Origin of the sequence: Hymenobacter terrenus (genome assembly GCF_000972495.1) — a bacterium.
Taxonomy (GTDB): Bacteria; Bacteroidota; Bacteroidia; order Cytophagales; family Hymenobacteraceae; genus Hymenobacter; species Hymenobacter terrenus.
Map to the genome: position 1 here is coordinate 1 of NZ_LATM01000122.1, position 802 is coordinate 802.

An 802-nucleotide genomic window follows, 5' to 3' on the forward strand; every position below is an offset into this window, starting at 1 on the left:
AACAACCGCTGCTTTGGCAACCGCCTCTTCGTAAAGTGGTTTAATTCAAGCAATAAGACAACGGCAAACCCTAACGGTACCTGTCAGGGCATCACGGACGGCAACGGCATCATTCTCGACAAGAATAGGAGCTCTAACTTCGTAGGCAAATTTCTGGTGGCCAACAACCTGTGCGTGAACAATGGCGGCGCCGGCATCCAAACCTTCATCACCAACAACGTCGATATCATCAACAATACGTGCTACCGCAACTCGACGAGCCCGGATCTGAGCTCCGGCGAAATCTTCGCCAACAATTCCACTAATATTCTCATTCAGAACAATATTTCGGTCTCCTCCCCCGGTGAGAGGGCCTTCGAGGGAGCCGGTACGAACAACATTCAGTTTGTTAACAACCTGTTCTTCGGCCCCACCGTCACCATCTCGGGGACGACTATTACCAGCACCGGCACCATCATCAACGATGGCACTTACGTTCCCACCGGCCCCAGCAGAACGGTCTCCTCTAACATCCCAGTCGGCAGCAACATCGTGGCGGATCCGCAGTTTGTCAACCCGACGCTGAGTTGGACGACGGCCACCGACTTCACCCTGAAGACCAACCCCCTGAGCCCAGCCATCAATACGGGCGGAGGCCTACCCAGCAGCATCGTAACCGCCTTAGGCACCACCGACCTAGCCGGCAACCCCCGCGTGGTAAGCACCCTGGACCTGGGCGCTTACGAGAGCAACTTCACCCCCTGCGGCGTAGCAACCGGCCTGAGCACGTCGGGCGTGAGCAGCACCGGCGCGACCCTGGCCT

At 57.2% G+C, this 802-nt stretch carries 1 protein-coding gene; it reads left to right on the plus strand.

Annotation, left to right across the window (positions count from 1 at the left end; translation table 11 throughout):
• Positions 1 to 802: choice-of-anchor Q domain-containing protein (locus WX88_RS31185; protein ID WP_046247499.1), on the plus strand; the 802-nt coding region annotated here is incomplete at both ends.